Below are 20808 nucleotides of genomic sequence, written 5' to 3' on the forward strand. Positions count from 1 at the left end.
GGAATCGCTCTAAGATGGGATAAATAGTCCCATCTCGTTCCCTTGGCATCGAACGGGGCGGCACCTAAATTGTATAACGTCCAACCGAGAGGATTCCTTGGGATTTCCTCGCATTGACCAAATCCACTGCCCAAGGATCAGGGTCGCGATCCGCGCGACCACGAAGGAAGATCGATGAACGCCAATCTGCGCAATTTCGCCCTCTGGGTCATCATTGTTTTGCTGCTGTTGGCGTTGTTCACGCTCTTCCAGAATCCGGGTCAGCGGGCCTCCTCGCAGGACATCGCCTTCTCACAGCTCCTGAGCGAAGTTGACCGCGGCAATGTGCGCGACGTCGTGATCCAGGGGCCGGACATCCACGGCACCTTCACCAACGGCTCGAGCTTCCAGACTTACGCGCCGAACGATCCGACGCTGGTGAAGCGCCTCTACGACAGCAAGGTGCAGATCACCGCGAAGCCGCCGGGCGACAACGTGCCCTGGTTCGTCTCGCTGCTGGTCTCCTGGCTGCCCTTCATCGCGCTGATCGGCGTGTGGATCTTCCTGTCGCGGCAGATGCAGGGCGGCGCCGGCAAGGCCATGGGCTTCGGCAAGTCGCGCGCGAAGATGCTGACTGAGGCGCATGGTCGCGTCACCTTCGAGGACGTCGCCGGTGTGGATGAGGCCAAGCAGGACCTGCAGGAGATCGTCGAGTTCCTGCGCGATCCCGGCAAATTCCAGCGCCTCGGCGGCCGCATTCCGCGCGGCGTGCTGTTGGTCGGCCCTCCCGGCACCGGCAAGACCCTGATCGCGCGTGCGGTCGCGGGCGAAGCCAACGTGCCGTTCTTCACCATTTCGGGTTCGGACTTCGTCGAGATGTTCGTCGGCGTCGGCGCCAGCCGCGTCCGCGACATGTTCGAGCAGGCCAAGAAGAACGCGCCCTGCATCATCTTCATCGACGAAATCGACGCCGTCGGTCGTCACCGTGGCGCCGGCCTCGGCGGCGGCAATGACGAGCGCGAGCAGACGCTGAACCAGCTGCTGGTCGAGATGGACGGCTTCGAGGCGAATGAGGGCGTGATCCTGATCGCCGCGACCAACCGTCCCGACGTGCTCGATCCCGCGCTGCTGCGTCCGGGCCGCTTCGACCGCCAGGTCGTGGTGCCGAACCCCGACGTCGTCGGCCGCGAGCAGATCCTCAAGGTGCATGTCCGTAAAGTTCCGCTGGCCCCCGATATCAACCTCAAGACCATCGCGCGCGGCACGCCGGGCTTCTCCGGCGCCGACCTGATGAACCTCGTCAACGAGGCTGCGCTCACCGCCGCCCGCCGCAACAAGCGGATGGTGACGCAGGCCGAGTTCGAGGAGGCCAAGGACAAGGTGATGATGGGCGCCGAGCGCAAGTCGCTCGTCATGACCGAGGAGGAGAAGCTGCTCACGGCCTACCACGAGGGCGGCCACGCCATCGTCGGCCTCAACGTGCCCGCGACCGATCCGATCCACAAGGCGACCATCATCCCGCGCGGCCGTGCACTCGGCATGGTCATGCAGCTGCCCGAGCGCGACAAGCTGTCGATGTCGCTGGAGCAGATGACCTCGCGCCTTGCCATCATGATGGGCGGCCGCGTTGCCGAAGAGCTGATCTTCGGCCGCGAGAAGGTGACCTCGGGCGCCGCCTCCGACATCGAGCAGGCGACGCGCCTCGCCCGCATGATGGTGACGCGCTGGGGCCTGTCGGAAGAGCTCGGCACGGTCTCCTACGGCGAGAACCAGGACGAGGTGTTCTTAGGGATGTCGGTGTCGCGGACGCAGAACGCCTCCGAAGCGACGGTCCAGAAGATCGATTCCGAAATCAAGCGCCTGGTCGAGGAAGGCTACAAGGAAGCGACCCGCATCCTCACCGAGAAGCACGCCGATCTCGAAGCCTTGGCAAAAGGCCTGCTCGAGTTCGAAACGCTGACCGGCGACGAGATCGTCGACCTGCTCAAGGGCAAGAAGCCGAACCGCGAATCCGTGCTCGAGCCGACCACGCCGCGCGCCTCCGCCGTGCCCCCGGCCGGCAAGTCGCCGCGCCCGCGGCCCGATGCGGATCCCGGCCTGGAGCCGCAGCCGCAGGCGTGATCGCGAGCGGCAGACGAGATTGAAAAACGCGGCGGAAGCGCCGCGTTTTTTGTTGGCTCGTGCCCCGGACGCAGCGCAGCGCGTCGCTCTTGCGACGTGGTGCGCTGCTGAGCCGGGGCCCATGTCTCCGCATCTTCGCGTGTGGCCTTCTGTTGGTCCCGGCTCTGCGCAGCAACGCCAAGAGCGCTGCAGCGCGTCCGGGACACAAGAGGGGTGTGCGCTCTAGCCACGAACTCCGTCATTGCGAGCGCAGCGAAGCAATCCAGGCTGCCTCCGCGGAAAGACTCTGGATTGCTTCGCGGAGCCTGTCATCGGGCCGCGCTTTGCGCGGACCCGGTGGCTCGCAATGACGATGTGGATGCAGCTCGCGCAATCGTTTGGCACCGGCTTCGTAGGGTGGGCAAAGGCGCCCTTGCGCCGTGCCCACCATCTCTCGGCTGTCGCGGCAGAAGTGGTGGGCACGCTGTCGCTTTGCCCACCTACGATATCTCACTTCGGCGTCGCATCCCGCCGCCCCAGAAACCGCAGCACGTCGTCGGTGAACTGCTCCGGGTCCTGCAGGAACGAGAAGTGACTGACCTCTGGCTGGATCAGCAGGCCGGCGCCCGGAATGTTCGCGGCCATGAACTCGGTGTTCTCGCGCTTGATCGCCTCGTCGTGATCGCCATCCACGATCCAGGTCGGCACCTTGATCGCAGCGAGGTCCGAAGCCGTCCATTTCGGCTGGCTCTCCCACATCTTGGTAATATCCGCGACAAAGCTCTTGTACTCGGTCGGGGTCGGCGAAAGGCGCTTGTACTCCTCTCCAGCCCTGGCAATGTAGGCATTGAAGACGTCGCTTGACGCAATATCCGCAACGCCCGACGGATCCGAGTTGGCCGCGAAGGCGAACAGCCTGCTCACCCGCTCCGGATGCTTCATTGCAACGTCGAGGCCGATGATCGCGCCGTCGCTCCAGCCGACGATCGCGGCCTTCCTGATCTTGAGATGATCGAGCAGCCCGATCACGTCCGAACCCATCAAACCGTAGCCATACGGCTCCTGGTTGCGGCTGCTGCGGCCATGGCCGCGGCTCTCCATGACGATGACCTGATAGTGCCGTTGCAGCGCGCGGACCTGGTGGCCCCAGTAGTTGGCGTTGGCCAGACCGCCATGCAGCAACAGGACGGGCTGGCCGCGGCCGAACACAGCGTACCAGACCTTGATGCCGTTGACGGGTGCGAAGCCGCTCTGTGCCGCCTTGGGCAAGGTTGGCGTCGGCGGCAGGCTGAGCCATTGCGGCGCTGCGTGCGCCGTCGTGACCGAGACCGTGATGAGAAGTGCGATGAAGAGATTGCGAAGCAGCATGACACCTTCCTCGTCGGCCATCGGATGATACCGCATGACTGAACGTGCGCGTCAGCTCCCAAGACGGTCCGCACCGAGAAGTGAACGCAGCCTGCGATCACGCCGGCGACAACCCCAACCGAGATGGGCATTTGAAGGCGCGGTGCGCTCTCTCAGCTGCGCACGCGCCGGACCTGTTCAGTCGGGTTTCGATATGGCTTCGACCCGCTCGAGATAATCTGGAGCCGCCAGCCCGCCTTGGGGCAAATGCGCGAAACATTAAAGAAGAACTTAACGCTTGCGTCCTACTTTGGCCCGCCATGACTGACCAGGTCGTCCACAGCGCGGTTCAACCCTTTTCGGCGCGTGCAACGCTCCCTTGGGCAGTGGGCCTTTGCGTCTACGCTGTGTTGCTAGCTGTCGGACCGCGGCTGCTCGGTGATCCCGACAGCTATTCTCACATCGAGGTCGGGCGCTGGATCATCGCGCATGGCACCCTGCCGACGAGCGACCCGTTTTCCTTTTCGATGCACGGCGCGCCCTGGATCACCTTCGAATGGTTGTCCGAGGTCATCTATGCCGCCGTCTACGCGCTTGCCGGCTGGCCGGGTGTCATCGCGATCGCGGCCGCGGCGATAGCGCTCGCGTTTGGCCTGCTCACGTTCTTCTTGCTGCGCGAGCTATCGCCAACCCAGACGCTGGTCATGGTGATCGCGGCCGTCATCTTGTCGGCGCCGCACATGCTGGCGCGGCCACACGTGCTCGTGATGCCCATCATGGTGACCTGGGCGGCTGCGCTGGTTCGCTGCATGGATCGCGAGGGGCCTCCGCCATATTGGGCCCTGCCGCTGCTGGTCGTGTGGGCCAATCTCCACGGCAGCGGGGTGCTGGCGCTTGGGCTGATCGGCCCTGTGGTGCTCGAGGCGCTGCTGCGTGAGGAGCGAAGCGCATGGCCGCGCGTGATCCTGCGGTGGCTGCCGTTCACGGCCCTTGCAGTCGCCGCGTCGTGCCTGACGCCCCACGGGCCGGAACCGCTGCTGATGCCGCTGACGACACTCGGCGCCGGCTCCGCGCTCGCCTGGATCTCGGAGTGGCGGCCGCAGGATTTCAGCCACATCGGGGGCTTCGAGTTGCTGCTGCTGGCTGGGATCTTTGCGCTCTCGCGCGGCGTGACGCTGCCGGTCGTGCGGGCCCTGGTGGTGATCGGCTTGCTCCATTTCGCGCTGGCCCAGGTGCGCAATGCGGATCTGCTGGCCATGCTGGCGCCGCTCTATCTGGCGGCTCCGCTGGGCCGGAACTTCGGCGGACCAACCGGGGTCGATGCGGCCGGCGCGTCGTGCGGCCTGAATCTGGCCGCGTTCGGTGTGTTGATCGCGATGAGCGTTGCTGCCCTGGCGCGTGACATACGGCCGGCTCCGGCCATTACCCCTCAGGCTGCCGTCGCTCAAGCCGGCCTCGCCAGGACTGAGCGCGTGCTGAACGATTATTCCTTCGGCGGCTATTTGATCTTTGCCGGCATTCCCACCTTTATCGATGGCCGCTCCGAACTGTACGGCGGACCGTTCATCGACCGCTACAATCGTGCCATAGCGCTGATCGACCTCGGTGATTTCCTCAAGCTGCTCGACGACTACAAGATCGGCGCGACGCTGCTCACACCGCAAACGCCGGCGATAGCGATGCTCGACCGGCTGCCCGAGTGGCAGCGCGTCTACAGCGACGATGTGGCGGTCGTGCACAAGCGACGAGAAGTCGCGCCAAAATAGCTCAAGCAGTCCCGAAGGCGGCGTATTGACCGCCGAGCGGCATGCCCCTCAGGGCGCCTTCAAGGCGCCGCGCCGGCTTGCTTTCCCAAGGCAGCAGCAGGAAATGGCGCGCGCCGATCTCGCGCAGGCCGCCGGCAGCCATCAGCTTCCGCGTCGTGCCTGCGCCGAGCAGGACCGCGTCCCGGTCGAACTCGCAGCGCGCAACGGCGAGGCGTGTCAGCGGATTATAGGGATTGTGCTCGATCACGCAGATGAGCCCTCCCGGGCGCGCCACGCGCCGCATCTCGGCGACGAAATGCGCCCATTCGGCCGGCACGACATGGTGCATCACGCAGACGGCCGTGACCAGGTCGAAGCTGGCGTCCTCGAAAGGAAAGGTGCGGCCGTCGAATTCACGGTAGTCGACCCCGCCGTTGGCAAGGCGCGCCTTCGCGAGGCAGGCCGAGGAGACGTCGATGCCGCTCAAGCGGCCGACCATGCCGTGCAGCGGGGGATGCAGGCTGCCGACACCGCAGCCGACGTCCAGCATGTCGGGCTTCTTCGCGCCCAGCCGCTGCGCGATCAGATCGCGCAGGAGATCGACCTTCGCGCGCATGAAGAATTGATGCGGCAGGCCGGAGAAGGCGATCGAGGATTGGACCACGTCAAGGTAATTGTCGTGATAGCCGTCGAACAGCTCGGTCATGCGCTGGGTCACTCGTTGACCGCGTGGATCGCGGGTGTCGCTGCCGTCTCGTGGCGATCGAAGCCGACGCGGGCCTGCACCACGTAGAGCGGGCGGCGTTTCACCTCAGCATGGATGCGGCCGACATAAAGCCCCACGATGCCCGTCATCAGCATGTTGATGCCGCACAGCAGCGACACGACGACCATCGTCGAAGACCAGCCTGTCACGAGATGGCTGTCCTTGCTGAGCCATAACAGGACCACCCAGCCGCCGTAGAGCAGCGCGAGCCCGGAGACCGTCAAGCCGCACCAGATCGCAAGCCGCAAGGGCAGATCGGAAAAGCCGAGCGCGGCGTTCACCGCCAGCCGGACCATCTTGAACAGCGGATATTTGGTTTCGCCCGCGGCGCGCTCGAGGCGGTGGAAGGCGACCTCGGCCTGCCGGAAGCCGAGCCAGGCGATCATGCCGCGCACAAAGCGATCCTGCTCCGGCATCTGCCTGAGGGCGTCGAGCACCTTGCGATCGATCAGGCGGAAGTCGCCGACATCGGCGGGGATGCCGACGGAGGACATCCTGCCGAGTAGCCGGTAGAACAGATGCGCGGTCGCACGCTTGAAACGGCTTTCGCCCTCGCGCGACAGGCGGCGGGCGTGGACGATGTCGTTGCCTTCCTTCCACTTCGCGATCAATTGCTCGATCACTTCGGGCGGATCCTGCAGATCGGCATCCATGACGATGATCGCCTCACCCTGCGCGGCGTCCATGCCGGCGGTGATGGCGATCTGATGGCCGAAATTTCGCGACAAGCCGATATAGCGAAACCGCGCGTCGCGCGCGGCAAGCGCCCGCAGCACGATCGAGCTGGAATCGCTGCTGCCGTCGTCCACGAAGATCGCCTCTGCCGGCCCGTCGAGCTTGGACATGACCTGATCGAGCCGGCGCAACAGGACCGGCAACACGGCTTCCTCGTTGAACACGGGGATAACGAGGCTGTAGCGGATCGATCTGGAATTGGCCGCCATGCGAGGGATTCCGGCTGGGTTGCAGGGGCGGAAGTCTATGAGCCGGTGGTTAAGGTCGCCTTGCCGCAACCGTTAAGCGTCTAGGGCCCCAGGGCACTGCTGGGGTGGGCCGGGATGGTGAAGTGCGGTTAACCACGCTTTGCAGCCACGGCTTCGGTCTAGGACCTGCGGCGGATCCTGTAGAGGACAAATCGCTCCGAGGTCTCCAGCACCTCCAGCAGATCCGGCAGCGGATTTGCGGCCGGCGATCCCAGCACATAGAGGTAGTCGAAATCCCTGTACCAGTTGCGGACAAACGGCGGAGCGTCCGCCGGCGGCTGGCCCGTCGCGATCGCGGCAAGCAGGCCTGACGGAACCGGACCCCCATAGGGAATGGCAATATTGCGCACGGCCTCACGCGGCCGCACGGGCTGCTTGCCCGCTTCGGTGAACAGGTTGGGCACGAAAGCGTCGGCATAGTGCACGGCCAGCGTCGGCGCATAGTACATCGGATACGAGGTGAGGTCGGCGAAGGGCGGATCTCCATTGTCGCCCGTGCTGCCGACCAGAACGCGCGAGCCGCGATCGATCTTCTGGAACGAGGCGATGATCGCCGCGTAGTCGGCGCGGTAGGGCAGCCAGACCGCGAGGACGACGGCGAGATTGAGCAATGTGATGCCGCTGATCGCAGCGAGCGCGGCCATTCTCCACGCCCGACTCGGCAAGGACAGCGAGCAGAAGGCCGGCAGGATCAAGGCTGCGGCGGGAATCACGCGAAGGTCGACGAACGCGGTTCCGAACAGCTTCGAGGGAATGACGAGGTAGAGGAGTGCAAAGCCGAACGCCAGCCAGATCCCGGCCGACTCGAGCTTCAGGACGCCGCGCCTTGCGGCGAAGAGCAACGAGATCATCAGCGCCAGCCCGGTCGCTGCCGCGGTCGTCAGGTTGTAGCCGTTCAGGATGCGGAGCGGCCAGACGGGCTTGAACTCCAGGAACCAGCTCGTACCCTCGCTCCCAATCGAGCCTGCCGTGACATGCATGATCGCAAACAGCGCAAGCGCCGGGAGGGCCAAAGCGCCAAGCCGCGCGGCCGCGACGGGGTACGCTACTCGCTTGTGGCGGAGACGCCAAAGCTCGTAGAGGCCAAGCGTCGCGCCGTAGATGCCGAGCGAAAAGAAATGCGCCACGTACAGCGCGGCGACGAAGATCAAATTGGCGACGAAGCGCAGCGGCCACGGGCCCTCGGCCAGCATCAGATAGACGGCGATGCCCCAGAGCGCGAGGCCGAGCCCGAACTCGAAATTCACGAAGCCCCAGCTGAACGGCAGGCAATAGAGGAAGGCGAGCGCAGCGAAGCCGGCGAGATGGACGCGTCCCTTCCGGACCCATTCCAGCAGCAGCGCGCCACCGACGATCAGCAATTGGCTCAGCAGCAGAAACAGCCGTGTGGCGTTCTCGACGCTCATCAGCCGCGCCAGCTGCGGGACCAGCAGATCCATTCCGAGGTTGGGATAGAAGGCCCAGGTCACCTCGTAATGCGGATTGGCATCGGGGGTGCCGTTCTGGCTCAGAATGTACATGCGGGCGAGGTGATTGGGATAATCCACCATCGCGGGAATGGGCGTCAGCAGCACCGGCAGAAACGAGACGGCCACCAGCATTGCAAGAACGGCGATTGCCATGGACCGCTCCGAGCCGAGCCGAGCCGGGATTGTCAAGGTTGGCCTGTCAAAAGAAGACATGTCGTGGGATCGCCGGGGTTTGAGCGCGGTGGTCATGTCCGCGCCGCATTTGGAAGGACGTCTCACGGTTACGTGTACGCGCCCTCAGGTAGGTCCTCACTTCGAAGGCGCCGCGGTCGCGCTGTCCGCAAGGTCTCGCACGTGGATCACCGCGATGTCGTCCGTATAGATCCGCTTCCAGCCCTTGAGCTGGTCGAGGATCTGCGGGCCCGGCGCATCGGCGACCAATAGCGTCGCGTCGATCTTGTATTCATCCAGCAGGCGCGGCAGCAGCTCGGGCTTCTTGCCCTCCGTCGCCTTGAAGAAGTCCATGACGAATTTCTCGCCATAGAGCTCGGCACGGCCATCGACGAACACCGGAATATCGCGCGAGATCAGATAGCCGCCGAACTGGTAGGCATTGAAGATACGCTGCACCTTGCGTTGCTCGAGCCGGTCGACGGCTGCAACCGGCGTGTGCGTCGTCGTGAAGGCGAAGCGGTGGTGCTCCATGTAGCGCGACGTCGAGGTCCAGCCTGCCGCCACGATCATCAGCGCGCCAAGCGCCGTGACATAGCGGGCCGGCCAGCGGTCGGCACCGGCGGCGTCAGGCACTGGGCGCGGGAACATCTCGCCGAGCGGCTTTGCCAGCACCAGCGGCACCAGGAATGCAAATGCTTCGATGCTCCTGACATGGGTCAGCGCGCTCCAGGTCAGGAACAGGATCAGGAAGATCCGGGGCGCCGACAGCACGAGACCGCGATAGTAGCCGAATGCGATCAGGCCGAGCAGGGCGCCTTCGAACGGAGTGAACGTGGCAAAGTTCGCCGGCATCCATTCGAAGATCAGCGACAGCAGCTCGCCAAGGCCGAGAATGCTGGTCGCACCCTGTAGCGTCCGCCAGCCGTAAGGTGTGCAGCAACTCGCGATCAGGGCGCCGATTCCGAACAGCACCCAGCGCATGAACAGTTGAAGCCGACGTCCCTTCTCGGCATGCTCGACCGCCTCGAGCGAGATCGGACCGATCAGCGCGAGGCCCAGCACGAAACCGCCATGCAAATTGGCCCAGAGCGCCATCAGCGGCAGCCAATGCCAGGACGGCGCGCTTCTGCGGTCGGCGGCCGCCATCAGCAGGCCGACCCACGCCACCATGACGGGCAGCGCCAGGATATGCGGGCGCGCCAGCACGTGGTGGGTCGACAGCAGCAGCGCCAGCATCGCGAACAGCACAGCGCGTGGGGCCTCGATCCGCGCGCCGAGCAGATGGACGAAGATCGTCACCGTGAGCGCGACCCCGACCGCGGTGAGGACGACGGGACCTGCCCAGTCCCATTGCGCATGGGAATAGGCGAATAGCACCTGCGACAGCCACGACGTCGAAATCCATGGCGCGCCCGTGCGCGTGAAGGAATAGACGTCGGTTGTGGGCATGGCGCGGTGATCGAGGATCCATTGTCCGATCTTGATCTGCCAGAACGTGTCGGAATCCTGTAGCCGCGTGTCGCCGAGGTAGAGGAAGAACAGGTAGGCGCCGGCACCGGCGCACAGCGGCACCAGGGCCCTCGCGCGGCTCTGCACCGCGATGCCGTTGGCAAAGGAAAGGGACATGCCGCCTCGTCGTCCTGTTGTTCTTGTCGGTCCGGGCATGATCCGGAAAGTGTGTACCGGTTTTCCGAGAAGGTCATGCTCGAGCAATCACCTGAAGCGCGATGAACGATTCATCTCATCGCGCGTCAGCCCGAGCGGGCGGCATTGGACCACGGCGGTCATAACTTCGGGTAAACCGGCTGCGCCAGGCCGGCTTCATGTCCCGACAATTTAACGGATTGTTTTGGAATTCGATTTACCATGGACGAATACACGCAATCCGCTCGGTGTTTACGCAGTCGAGTTAACTGCGGCGCAATTCTTTGCCTCTAGGTTCGGTTCCATGGTCGGGCGGCGCTGGGAAGCCGAAAAGACCAGATCAGTTGTAAGCCTCGTGTACTCATTTGGAGCACTCTATGAAGAACCTCGTTGCGCGTTTCGTGAAGGATGAATCCGGCGCCACCGCCATTGAATACGGCCTGATCGCTGCCGGCATCGCGCTGGCGATCATCACCGTCGTCAACAATCTCGGCACCAACCTGAACGCCAAGTTCAGCTCGATCTCGAGCAGCCTCAAGTAAGGCCGCCACGATCTGACAGTTTCGAGAGCCCCGTCTTCGGCGGGGCTCTTATCTTTTGTGCGAGGGCTTGCCGCCGGCCGATCGGCTAACGGCGAGGTGGCGCTTTGCGCCGAGGTGTCCGGCTCTCATTGTGGCGAGCCCGCGCCGGGTGTCTTGCGCCGTGTGGACGGCGTTCCTGCCCGTGCGAGGCCCGCGAGAGCTGGCAGCCTGAAGCATGATCCCGGATCAGCTCAAGAATTTGGTTCGTGGCTCATTGTGACGAGGAGGGCTTGATCGGTGCGTCGTCGCGGATATGGACCACGGCGATGTCATCCGCATAGAGCCGCTTCCAGCCCGGTAAATGGTCCATGATCCTCGATGCCGGGACGGTTCTGTTCAGCAGCGTCGCGTCGATCCGGTAGGTTTCGAGCAGACGCAGCAGGGTCTCGACGTTCTTGCCTTCGACAGCGTCGAAATAGTCGAGCACGAACTGCTCGCCATACAGTTCGGCGCGGCCGTCGATGAAGGACTTTATGTTGCGGGTGACAAGATAGCCGCCGATCGGAGCGGTGCTGAAGATCCGCTGCGCGTGCCGCTGCTCGAGCAGGTCGACCGCGGCCGCAGGAGTCGGATCGCTGATGAAGGCATAGCGGTGCGGTGTGGCATAGGACCGCGTGATGCTCCAGCCGGCCGCGACGATCGCGAGCGCCGCGGTCGCTGTCAGCGCAAAAGAGGACCGCGTTTCTGCTCCCCTGAGTGCGACGGTCCTCGTTATTCCAAAATGTTCGGCGAGCGGTTTCGACAGCACGAGCGGCGTCAACAGCGCAAAAGCCTCGATGTTCCTGAAGTGGTTGAGAGCCGCCCAGATCAGGCCGAGCAGCAGAAGAATACGGGTCCAGGTCAGCACCACGCCGCTGTAGTAGCCAATGGCGATCAAGCCGAGCAGGCTGACTCCGAACAGATCGAGCGAGCTGAAGTCGGCTGGCCTCCACTCCCCGATCATCGAGAGCAGCTTGCCGAGGCTGAGGATTTTCGTCGACGCGAGGAGCGTGTTCCAGCCATAGGGTGTGCAGCAGCTTGCCGCAAGCGCGGCAAGCCCGAACACGGTCCAGCGTGCGGTCAGTGCAAACCGGTCCGTGCGGTCGGCGGACGCGATCGCATCGAGGCCAACGGCTCCGATCAGCGCTAGACCCATGACGAAGCCGCCGTGAAGATTGGCCCATAGCGCCATCAAGGGCAGCAACAGCCAGGATGGCGCGGTGCGCCGGTCGGCGGCCGCCAGCAGTCCGCCGACAAAGGCCAGCATGACAGGCAGGGCCAGCATGTGCGGACGCGCGAAAAAATGGCCCATCGACATCACGAGAATTGGAACGACGAGCAGCAAGGCGCGCGCGGGATCCAGATAGGGAGCGATCAGGTGCGCGAAGATCGCCGCGGTCGCGCCGATCGCGAGCGACGTCAGGATAACCACGCCCGCCCAGTTCGACGGTTCGTAAACCAGCGCGAACAAAACTTGCGACAGCCAGGAACTCGAGATCCAGGGCTCGCCGTCGCGCGTGAACGAGTAGATGTCGTTGTAGGGCAGCGCGCGGTGTTCGAGGATCCACTGGCCGATCTTGATCTGCCACAGCGTGTCGGAATCCCGCAGCATGATGTCGCCGACGCCAAGAAAGAACAGGTAGGCACCGGCACCGATGCAGAACGGCAAGATCCAGCGCGCTACGCCGCGCGCGGGAGCGGTGCTTGTAATGGAAACCGACATTGAGCTCTCGGGGTTGGATCGACCACGCAATGACAGCGTGTCCGCACATCAGCATGATCGCGTTTAAGTTGGGGTAAACCAAATCGATCCACCGCGGTCATCCCGCGCAAGGATGCGTTTATGACTCGTACGCATGCAGCCCGGAGGTGCCAGGCCTTCGTACGCGCATTTGCATCTTGTCATTCACCCTGAATAGTTGTTCAGTCCTTGCGGGGCGATTTGTATCTTTTGACGTGACGAAGCGTTCGGCCGCGGGGCGTGCGGCCGGCGTGGTGGGACAGGAAGCGCGCCATGGTTTATCGGCGGACGCATCAAGTGGTTAAGCGCCTTGCGGCGCGGCGCAGCGCTATACTGGCGGCGGCGCGGGAGGCGGCGGCGGAAGGCGGGATGGCGGCGGTGCAGATCGCGCCGGTCGCGGTCCGGGCCAATGTCGCTGCCGGCACGGTCTACCGCTATTTCCCTTCCAAGGCCGAGCTGATCTCCGAGCTCATTGCCGAGGTCTCCCGCGACGAGCTCGCGGCAATCCGCCGGGCGGCCGATGCCGCGCCGGGGCCGTCCACGGCGCTGGCGGCCGCGGTGACCACCGTGGCGGTGCATACGCTATCGCAGCGCAGGCTGGCCTGGGGCATCCTGGCCGAGCCGGTCGATGTCGATGTCAGCGCCTCCAGGCTCGCCAGCCGACGCGACATCGCCGGCGAGATCGCCTCCCGGATCGATGCTGCAGTGCGCGCCGGCCATCTGCCGGCGCAGGATACCGCGCTCGCCGCCACCGCATTGCTCGGCGCGCTGCATGAGGCCCTGGTCGGGCCGCTTGCGCCCGACAATCTCGATGATCCCGTCAAGATGCGCGACGCGGTGCAGACCGTGACGCTGCTGGCGCTGCGCGCCGTCGGCGTCATGGACGCCCGCGCCCGTGGCCTCGTGGTGCAGCAGACGCTGCTGCCGACGACCAAGGCGCTGGTTGGGGCGTAAAATTCGGGTCCGCGGCCGAGGTGGAGACCTGGTCGCGTTCAGGCCGTTGTTTGGGCGGGCCTTTTCGCAAAACCCCGGCAAGTCCGGCCAAGCCGGCCGGCTACTGTGCATGGGGTTGTTTTTCGACTTTTTGTTTGGCCGCGCCGGCAGGCCTACATGTTCGCTTCGCCCTCGGGGCCGACCGAGGCGATGCGCACCATGTTGGTGGTGCCGGGGATGCCGAGCGGCACGCCGGCGACGATGATCACGCGCTGGCCGGCGCGGACGAAACCGTCCCGGAACGCGATCTGGCCGGCGCGGTTCACCATGTCGTCCTGGTCGCGCGCGTCCTCCGCCACCACACAGTGCACGCCCCAGGCTACGGCGAGCCGGCGGCCGGCGCTGATGTTCGGCGTGATCGCCACGATCGGCGGCTTCGGCCGCTCGCGCGCCACGCGCACGGCGGTCGAGCCCGATGAGGTCCAGCAGATCAGGGCGGGCAGGTCGAGCGTCTCGGCGATCACGCGCGCGGCGTCTGCGATCGCATCGCCGACTGTCGATTCCGGGTCCGGCCGCTGGGCCATGATCACCGAGCGGTAGGTCGGGTCGCGCTCGACCTCCTCGCCGATGCGGTTCATGGTCGAGACCGCCTCGACCGGGAATTTGCCGGCCGCCGATTCCGCCGACAGCATGATGGCGTCGGCGCCCTCATAGACCGCGGTGGCGACGTCGGAGACCTCGGCGCGGGTCGGCACCGGCGACTGGATCATCGATTCCAGCATCTGGGTCGCGATCACGACCGGCTTGCCGGCGCGGCGCGCCATCCGCGTCATCTGCTTCTGCAGGCTCGGCACCCGCTCGAGCGGCAGCTCGACGCCGAGGTCGCCGCGCGCCACCATCAAAGCATCGGAAGCCTCGATGATGTCGGCGAGGCGGTCGATCGCCTGCGGCTTCTCGATCTTGGCCATCACGGCGGCGCGGCCGCGGATCATCTTCTTGGCTTCGAGCACGTCATCGGCGCGCTGCACGAAGGACAGCGCGATCCAGTCGACGCCGGTGACGAGGGCCGCCTCGAGGTCGGCGCGGTCCTTCGGCGTCATCGCCGAGACCGGCAGGTCGGTGTCGGGCAGGCTGACGCCCTTGCGGTCGCTCATCTTGCCGCCGACGACGACGCGGGTCACCGCATGCTGTTTCGACGTCTCCTCCGCGATCAGCCGCACCTTGCCGTCGTCGAGCAGCAGCGCATGGCCCGGCCTGAGCGCAGCCAGGATCTCCGGATGGGGTAAGTGGACGCGCGTGGCATCGCCGGGCGTCTTGTCGGAATCCAGCGTGAAGGTCTGCCCGTTCTGGAGCTGGACCGCACCTTCAGCGAAGGAGCCGAGCCTCAGCTTCGGACCCTGAAGGTCGACCAGGATCCCGATCGGCCGGCCATAGCTGCTCTCGACGTTGCGGATCGTCGCCACCAGCTCCCGCATCTTGTCATGCGGGGTGTGGCTCATGTTGATGCGGAACAGGTCGGCGCCGGCCTCGAACAGGCGGCGGATCATCGCGAGGTCTGAAGAGGCAGGTCCCAGGGTCGCGAGAATCTTGATACGGCGAAGACGCCTCATGGCTTATTTCCAGACGGGGGTGGCAGGCCGGGCGAGCCCGGGGGCGTAGCACCGGGCGGACCGTTGGGCAAACCCGGAACGCCGCCCGGGCCAACCGGTCCGGGCAGGCCAGGCACGCGCTGCTGCGCCGGCTGTTCGTTGGCGTCGGTCAGCTGCACCGTCCAGGCCCGCTGCTCGCCGGTATCGACCTCGAAATAGCCGGTGCGATCATAGCCGCGCGCCAGGCAATCCTCGGTGCCGCGGATGGTGAACTCCTTGTCGCGCGAGCACATGAAGGCCTGGCCCGACCATTCGCCGCCGCGGTCATAGTCGATGGCGTAGATGTAATAGTAGCGGGCGACCAACGTGCCCCGCAGCAGGGTCTCGCAAGAGCGGGACGAGATGTTCCACCAGCCTTCGGTGGTCCAGCCCTCGGCGTCCTTGTACCCGAGCGCAATGCCGACCCGGCTCGAAGTGTTGTTGCAGAGGCGGAAATCGGCTGAGGCCGGGCTGGCGCAAAGGCACAGCAGGGCGACCGCCAGCACCGGGACCAACCGGGCGAGCAGACGAAGCGGGAAGCGGGGAGATTCGGCAATCATTGTCGCGGAAGCTATACCAGATCATTGACGATTTGGCGTTGGGCGGGGGAGCTGCCCCATAGCCGGGCTTTGGCCCGTTTGCGCCGCGATATGGCAAAATCTGTGACAGGACCCACCTGATCCCGTAAGGGTGACCTCCATCGGGACGGGTTAAGGAAGACAGCCATGGCAATCGACGACAAAACCAGAACGGAGCTCGAGGCGGCCGCTTTCCGGCGCCTGGTCGATCATTTGCGGAGCCGGACGGACGTCCAGAACATCGACCTGATGAATCTGGCTGGTTTCTGCCGCAACTGCCTCTCCAACTGGCTCAAGGACGCCGCGGACGCCCAGGGCGTCGCCTTGAGCAAGGACGAGAGCCGGGAAGCCGTCTACGGCATGCCCTACGAGACCTGGAAGGCGAAGTACCAGGGCACGGCCACGCCCGAGCAGCTCGAGACGATGAAGAAGGTCCATCCCCACGGGCACTGAACCGCCCCGGCCCGCATCGCCGCCTGAGTCGCGCCACACAACAGCTTTCTTCGACCCGCCGCAGGAAGGTGTGGGCGCGCTGTGGACGAGCGCGATGCTTGCTTGAACGCTGGGAGCGCCGACCCTAAGGGTCTACCCAGCACGCGCGGTGAGGGATGCCGGCGTCACCTCGTTTTGCCAGTTCCATTGGGAGTACCAAGATGGCCACCTCCGCCGCCGTCCGCGACGATGAGCCCGCGACGAAATTTGCCAAGGACCAGCTCAAATCCATCATCGAGCGCATCGAGCGGCTGGAGGAAGAGAAGAAGGCGATCTCGGACGACATCCGCGACGTCTATGCCGAGAGCAAGGGCAACGGCTACGACGTCAAGGCGCTGCGCACCATCGTGCGCCTGCGCAAGCAGGATCCCAACGAGCGTGCCGAGGCCGAGACCATTCTCGAGACCTACATGCAGGCGCTGGGGATGCTCTGAGGGCCGCAGGACCGCGACTCACCCGTAAGAGTACCTCGCCGGCCGCAATTTGCGGGGCCCGCGCTTGGGTAAAACCCGCTGGTCTGCTAGAATGCTCGGTGAAGGGACCGAGCAATGGATGTGCCTGGACCAGAGCGCAGGCTCGCCGCGGTCCTCGCGGCTGACATGGTCGGCTTTAGTCGTCTCATGGAGGTCGATGAGGGTGGCACGCTCGCGCGTCTCAAGACCCACCGGATCGAGCTCATCGATCCGGCGATTGCCAAAAATCACGGCCGCATCATCAAGACGACGGGCGACGGCATGCTCGTCGAATTCCATAGCGTCGTCGACGCGGTGTTGTGCGCTGCTGAAATTCAGAGCCGGATGGGGCGCCGCAACGCGGATGTCCCGCCGCCGCGATGGATACAATTCCGCATCGGTATCAATCTGGGCGACGTGATCGTCGATCAGAACGACATTTTCGGCGACGGTGTCAACGTCGCGGCACGGTTGGAGGCGCTGGCCGAACCTGGAGGCATCTGCATCTCCAGCGCGGTGCGCGACCAGCTGGGCCAGCGTCTCGACGGCGTCGCATTCGAAGACATCGGCGAGCAGAACGTCAAGAACATCGCGCGCGCCATCCGCGTCTACCGGATTCGATTGGAGGATGGGCTGGCAAGCGTGCCAGCCGGCACGACGGCCGCTGCGAAGGCGACTGGCAAGTCGAAGAAGCCGTCAATCGCCGTGCTGCCCTTCGCCAACATGAGCGGCGATCCGGAGCAGGAGTTCTTTGCGGACGGTTTGACCGAGGACATCATCACGGAGCTTTCCCGCTTCCACGACCTGCTGGTGATCTCGCGCAACTCGACCTTCGTGTACAAGGGAAAGTCGGTCAAGGTGCAGGATGTCGGCCGCGAATTCGGTGTCGACTACGTCATCGAGGGAAGCGTGCGAAAGGCAGGGGATCGCGTCCGCGTCACCGTGCAGCTGATCGATGCGGAGACGGATCGGCATATCTGGGCCGAGCGCTATGACGGCGAGCTCAAGGACATCTTCGCCATCCAGGACGAGATGACCCGGGCGATCGCCGCCACGTTGCCCGGCCGTGTCGAGGCGGCGACGCACGATCGGGCGAACCGCAAGCCGACGGACAACATGGCAGCCTATGAATGCGTGCTGGCCGCAAAGGTCCTGCACCATCGCTCCAATCGCGAAGACAATGCGCGGGCGCAGCTTCTGCTCGATCGGGCGCTCGAACTCGACGGCAACTATGCTCACGCGCACGCGTGGAAGGCGTGCGTCCTCGGCCAGACCTGGGTCTATAACTGGTGCGCGGATCGCGACGCCACCTTTGAGCAGGTGGCTGCAGAGCTGGAAACCGCGCTCGGCCTCGACGACAATGACAGCGACGTCCACCGCATCCTCGCGGCACTCAATCTGAACCGCGACGACCATGACAAGGCCACCTATCATCAGGAGCGCGCGCTCGCGCTCAACCCGAACTATGACCTCGTGGTGGTGCAGCAGGGCGAACTGCTGACCTGGCTGGGGCGGCCGGAGGAGGGCATCGACTGGATCAAGAAGGCGATGCGGCTCAACCCGTATCACCCTGAGCGGTTCTGGAGCCATCTCGGGCGCGCCTATTACTGTGCCGAGAAATACGCCGAAGCCGCCGAAGCCTTCTCGAGGATCTCACGCCCCGATCACACTCATCATGCCTTCCTTGCCGGGATCTTCGCGCAGATGGGCAATGCAGTGGCTGCTGGCGCGCACGCCGCCGAAGTTCTCAAGCGTGAGCCGGCATTTTCCGTGGCCAGTCATCTTGCTACCCAGCATTACAAGCGGCAGATTGATCGTCAGCGCTATGAGGCAGGCCTGCTCCGGGCAGGCCTGCCGGCTTGATCTCGCGCACGACGGAGACCAATTGCCGATCCATCGAGAGTGAGACTGTGACCGGGCCGATATTGCCGCGCGAGGTAAGGCGGGCCTTCGACGCCTTTCCGGCGCCGATGCGCAAGCGGCTCCTTCAGGTGCGCGATCTGATCTTTGCGACCGCCGCGGCGCATGAGGAGGTCGGTCGGCTCAGCGAAACCCTGAAATGGGGCGAGCCCGCCTATCTGACCGAACAGACGGGCAGCGGCTCGACGATTAGGCTCGGCCGCCTGAAGGATTCCGATCGCGCCGCCATTCTGTTCAACTGCAAGACGACGCTGGTCGACACCTTTCGCGAGCGCTTTCCAGATCAGTTCGAGTATCGGCAGACCAGGGCGTTGCTGCTGCCGGTGGCGGGCAAATTGCCGAAGCGGGAACTCGCCGTCTGCTTGTCGCTGGCGCTGACCTATCATCTGGATCGGCGGGGCCGGAAAGCAAAATAGAAGCTGTGAACCTGTAGATCCGGATGAGCGCAGCGACATCCGGGATGGCTCGGCGCGCGCCGCTTTCCCGGATGTCGCTGCGCTCATCCGGGCTGCGAGGCTGAGTTCGTGGAGGTTGTTCTGCGCCTCAGCGCAGCGCGGCGGTGCGCACGACGAAGGACGTCGTCTCGAGCTTTGCGGTCGCGCTGCCCGAGAAACTGTCGCAGGACAGGCCCGGCATCGGATCGTCGGAGAAGCCCATCGCGATCACGGCGTGCGGCTTGACGAAATAGCCGCGCAGCGCCGCGGTATCGAGCTCGCCCATCAGCGTCACCGACATCGCGCGGCTGGCGCTCGGCGACAGCATCACGATCTTGAGCCAGATGCTCTCGCCCTTGGCCGCGGAGAGGCGGGTGGCGGTTGCGATCCTGCCGTCGATGCTCTTGCCGACCACCGTGTTGATCTCCGTCGCTTGAGCCACGCTGCGGGACGCCGCGGCGGGGCGGCCGGTGCGCGGGATCGGCGCGGAGGCGGCGACGACATTGGCGCGGTCGACCGGAGAGGCGGCCGGCGCGTAAGCCAGGGCCTGGAAGGCTGCGTTGGACACGCTCGCGGTTGGTTGCGGATCGGTGGCGGCGGCCAGCGCCTGGCGCGCCTTCAACGCTGCGACCTGCGCCGGCGTCGCCTGCTGCGGCGCGGCCGGGACATCATCCCAGAAGCCGCGGGCATTGATGATGTCGGCCGGAGTCTCGGGCTTTCCGTCAACAGGCTTGCCGGTCGCCGGCTTGTCGGCCACGGGCTTCGGCTTGGGCGGCGCGACGATCTGTGCATCGGCCGATGCGAGCTGGAGGGTTGCGGCGATCTGCGGCTTGGCGCGCGGCGTCGGCACCGGCTCGGCGGGCTTGGCGGCGGCTGCGACCACGGTCGGCGCCGCCGGCTTCGCGGCCGGGGCCGGCGCGCCCTCGTCATCCTCGTCGCTGTTCGCGGCGGCGGGAGCCGGCTTGCTCCTGAACAAGGCGGCAAAGAAATTCGGCTTGCTGCCGGCATCGTCGCCGCTGCCGCGCCGCTCGATCTCGGCCTTGGCGAGCTCATAACCCTTCAGCGGCGTGCCGTCGGTCGGCAGATGCACCGTCTTGCCGTCCGGGAAGACGCGGGCGAGCTGGTCATGCGTCATGCGCGGCCAGTGCCGGATGCTGCCGGTGTCGAGGTGCACGAAGGGCGAGCCGGAGGTGGGGTAGAAGCCGACGCCGCCGCGCTGCAGGCGCAGGCCGGCGAAACGGATCTGCTCCAGCGGCACGCCCGGGATGTAGAAGTCCATCGCATGTCCCAGCATGTGCTGGCTGAAGCGCGCGACACCGGAGGAGCGGCGGCGGAGCATGGCGTTGGTGGCGGGGGAGCGGTAGGAGGAGATGATCTGGATCGGCTGCTTGCCGTCGACGTCGCGATAGACTTCCCAGAGGATGTCGAAGAGGCGACGGTCCATGACCGTCTCGTCCTGGGTGCGCCAGTCGCGCAGGAAGTGGTTGAGCTGCTTCAGCGCCGCTTCGTCGTAGCGCCCATCGCGCTTGAAGGTGACGGTGAGGTCTTCGCCGGAATGGGTGTGGTGGAAGGAGAGCGTCTTGGTCTCGTTCAGCGCGGCCGCGTCATGAACCGAACCGGCAGCCGCAAGCAGCAATGCAGCCGCGAGGCCGATCCGGGATCCGGCCTTCACGCCCGCATGGGACAACGACAGCACAGCAAATTGGCGTGCGAGACCAGTCAGCACGTATGAGCCCACCCAGTCGACGAGCGTTCAAATGGACTCTCCCGCCAACCCCGTTAGCAGCGCGAAAGAGGATGAACGCTTTCTTAAAGCGAGAAGGTTAATTCGACGTTGACCTTCCCGCCCCCAAACCAAGTCAG

17 protein-coding genes are annotated in these 20808 nt (G+C 65.1%); 8 read left to right on the top strand and 9 right to left on the bottom strand.

Going from position 1 to position 20808, the window contains the following annotated elements:
• Positions 1–174 precede the first annotated feature (174 nt).
• Positions 175–2100: an ATP-dependent zinc metalloprotease FtsH gene (gene ftsH, locus JQ566_RS12320; RefSeq protein ID WP_008546307.1), complete on the top strand. Its 1926-nt coding sequence runs from the start codon at positions 175–177 to the stop codon at positions 2098–2100.
• Positions 2101–2589: 489 nt separating this feature from the next.
• Here ftsH and JQ566_RS12325 read toward each other — a convergent pair whose 3' ends face one another.
• Complete coding sequence (locus JQ566_RS12325; protein WP_212372492.1) at positions 2590–3447, bottom strand: alpha/beta fold hydrolase; 858 nt, start codon at positions 3445–3447, stop codon at positions 2590–2592.
• Positions 3448–3746: 299 nt separating this feature from the next.
• Between JQ566_RS12325 and JQ566_RS12330 the strand changes: the two genes are divergently transcribed.
• On the top strand, positions 3747–5192 hold the full coding sequence (locus JQ566_RS12330) for a hypothetical protein (RefSeq protein ID WP_212372493.1): 1446 nt from the start codon (positions 3747–3749) through the stop codon (positions 5190–5192).
• 1 nt (position 5193) lies between these two features.
• Here JQ566_RS12330 and JQ566_RS12335 read toward each other — a convergent pair whose 3' ends face one another.
• The 4 genes from JQ566_RS12335 to JQ566_RS12350 form a co-directional block, all read right to left on the bottom strand.
• Positions 5194–5877 carry a class I SAM-dependent methyltransferase gene (locus JQ566_RS12335; RefSeq protein ID WP_212372494.1) on the bottom strand — a complete coding sequence of 228 codons (684 nt, stop codon included), beginning with the start codon at positions 5875–5877 and terminating at the stop codon, positions 5194–5196.
• Between the two features lie 8 nt (positions 5878–5885).
• The gene (locus JQ566_RS12340) at positions 5886–6881 is read right to left on the bottom strand and encodes a glycosyltransferase family 2 protein (RefSeq protein WP_212372495.1); all 996 of its coding nucleotides are present in this window, start codon (positions 6879–6881) and stop codon (positions 5886–5888) included.
• A 158-nt stretch (positions 6882–7039) separates the two neighbouring features.
• Positions 7040–8542 (bottom strand): hypothetical protein, encoded by a 1503-nt coding sequence (locus JQ566_RS12345; protein ID WP_249139391.1) that lies wholly within the window; start codon positions 8540–8542, stop codon positions 7040–7042.
• 156 nt (positions 8543–8698) lie between these two features.
• Positions 8699–10189 (bottom strand): hypothetical protein, encoded by a 1491-nt coding sequence (locus tag JQ566_RS12350; protein WP_212372497.1) that lies wholly within the window; start codon positions 10187–10189, stop codon positions 8699–8701.
• 395 nt (positions 10190–10584) lie between these two features.
• Between JQ566_RS12350 and JQ566_RS12355 the strand changes: the two genes are divergently transcribed.
• Positions 10585–10749, top strand: coding sequence for a Flp family type IVb pilin (locus JQ566_RS12355; RefSeq protein ID WP_212372498.1), 165 nt, complete (start codon positions 10585–10587; stop codon positions 10747–10749).
• Between the two features lie 250 nt (positions 10750–10999).
• Here the strand turns inward: JQ566_RS12355 and JQ566_RS12360 are convergent, their stop codons facing one another.
• On the bottom strand, positions 11000–12490 hold the full coding sequence (locus tag JQ566_RS12360; RefSeq protein WP_212372499.1) for a hypothetical protein: 1491 nt from the start codon (positions 12488–12490) through the stop codon (positions 11000–11002).
• Between the two features lie 291 nt (positions 12491–12781).
• Between JQ566_RS12360 and JQ566_RS12365 the strand changes: the two genes are divergently transcribed.
• Positions 12782–13462, top strand: coding sequence for a TetR/AcrR family transcriptional regulator (locus JQ566_RS12365; protein WP_100234494.1), 681 nt, complete (start codon positions 12782–12784; stop codon positions 13460–13462).
• A 152-nt stretch (positions 13463–13614) separates the two neighbouring features.
• On the opposite strand, the gene pyk is transcribed toward JQ566_RS12365, so the two are convergent.
• Both pyk and JQ566_RS12375 read right to left on the bottom strand, forming a co-directional pair.
• Positions 13615–15051 (bottom strand): pyruvate kinase, encoded by a 1437-nt coding sequence (gene pyk, locus JQ566_RS12370; RefSeq protein ID WP_212372500.1) that lies wholly within the window; start codon positions 15049–15051, stop codon positions 13615–13617.
• Positions 15048–15629: a DUF1036 domain-containing protein gene (locus JQ566_RS12375; protein WP_212372501.1), complete on the bottom strand. Its 582-nt coding sequence runs from the start codon at positions 15627–15629 to the stop codon at positions 15048–15050. The genes pyk and JQ566_RS12375 overlap by 4 nt, the downstream gene beginning before the upstream one ends.
• A gap of 165 nt (positions 15630–15794) precedes the next feature.
• Between JQ566_RS12375 and JQ566_RS12380 the strand changes: the two genes are divergently transcribed.
• The 4 genes from JQ566_RS12380 (at position 15795) to JQ566_RS12395 (ending at position 18927) form a co-directional block, all read left to right on the top strand.
• Positions 15795–16100 (top strand): DUF1244 domain-containing protein, encoded by a 306-nt coding sequence (locus JQ566_RS12380; RefSeq protein ID WP_212372502.1) that lies wholly within the window; start codon positions 15795–15797, stop codon positions 16098–16100.
• A 200-nt stretch (positions 16101–16300) separates the two neighbouring features.
• Complete coding sequence (locus JQ566_RS12385; RefSeq protein ID WP_018641571.1) at positions 16301–16573, top strand: DUF2312 domain-containing protein; 273 nt, start codon at positions 16301–16303, stop codon at positions 16571–16573.
• A gap of 114 nt (positions 16574–16687) precedes the next feature.
• Complete coding sequence (locus JQ566_RS12390; protein ID WP_212372503.1) at positions 16688–18454, top strand: adenylate/guanylate cyclase domain-containing protein; 1767 nt, start codon at positions 16688–16690, stop codon at positions 18452–18454.
• Between the two features lie 47 nt (positions 18455–18501).
• Positions 18502–18927: a DUF1801 domain-containing protein gene (locus JQ566_RS12395; protein ID WP_212372504.1), complete on the top strand. Its 426-nt coding sequence runs from the start codon at positions 18502–18504 to the stop codon at positions 18925–18927.
• Between the two features lie 127 nt (positions 18928–19054).
• Here the strand turns inward: JQ566_RS12395 and JQ566_RS12400 are convergent, their stop codons facing one another.
• Positions 19055–20683 carry a peptidoglycan L,D-endopeptidase MepK gene (locus tag JQ566_RS12400; protein WP_212372505.1) on the bottom strand — a complete coding sequence of 543 codons (1629 nt, stop codon included), beginning with the start codon at positions 20681–20683 and terminating at the stop codon, positions 19055–19057.
• Between the last annotated feature and the right edge of the window lie 125 nt (positions 20684–20808).

The organism is Bradyrhizobium sp. SZCCT0231, assembly GCF_018130245.1.
GTDB lineage: Bacteria > Pseudomonadota > Alphaproteobacteria > Rhizobiales > Xanthobacteraceae > Bradyrhizobium > Bradyrhizobium japonicum_F.